This window comes from Polaromonas sp. P1_G2, assembly GCF_056405515.1.
This window is the reverse complement of sequence record NZ_JBFUBY010000723.1, coordinates 1-596: the sequence shown is the minus strand read 5'-3', so window position 1 is coordinate 596 and position 596 is coordinate 1. Positions and strand designations below refer to the sequence as shown.

2 protein-coding genes are annotated in these 596 nt (G+C 60.2%); both read left to right on the top strand.

Annotation, left to right across the window (positions count from 1 at the left end; genetic code table 11):
• On the top strand, positions 1-210 hold a 210-nt coding region (locus tag AC1D0P_RS27190), incomplete at its 5' end, for a YncE family protein (RefSeq protein ID WP_477679575.1).
• A 179-nt stretch (positions 211-389) separates the two neighbouring features.
• Positions 390-596: hypothetical protein (locus tag AC1D0P_RS27185; protein ID WP_477679574.1), on the top strand; the 207-nt coding region annotated here is incomplete at its 3' end.

Sequence of the window (596 nt, the reverse complement as noted above, 5' to 3'; positions counted from 1 at the left end):
ATACCGGGCGGCGGCAGCCCGGATATGGGCAATGTCAGCGCCGATGGCAAGCAATTGTGGCTTTCAGGCCGTTTCGACAGCGAAGTCTATTGCTTCGATACGACCACTGGCTCGGTGGTGAAGATACCGGTGGGCGTCGAGCCGCACGGACTGACGGTCTGGCCGCAGCCGGGCCGGTATTCGCAGGGCCATACCGGCAATATGCGATAAAGGCCGGGCGCATGGTTCGAGCGGCTCAAGGTCACGACACCACCCATGCGGCCCATCGGCTCGTGGAATCAAGCGATCCTATCGACAGGATCATGCTCGAGGTCTGATCGCTATCTGTCGATGCGTCATGGAATGGTCTTGTTTCACATTAGGTTGACGGGTCCATTACAGGAGCATCCATGGCGTTTCCGACTGTCGGCCTGCACTGCGCTTCGATCGCGGTCCTCATCTACGGTGTTGTCTTTGCCGATTCCGCGGACGCGGCCACGCGTCCTATTCCGATCACACAGCGGCTTGTCGAGGCCGTTTCCACCACGCGGCTTTGCCCGAACCTCCATGTCAATCGCGTTGTCTTCGAGCAGATCGCACGCCGGCAGGGAATGCGC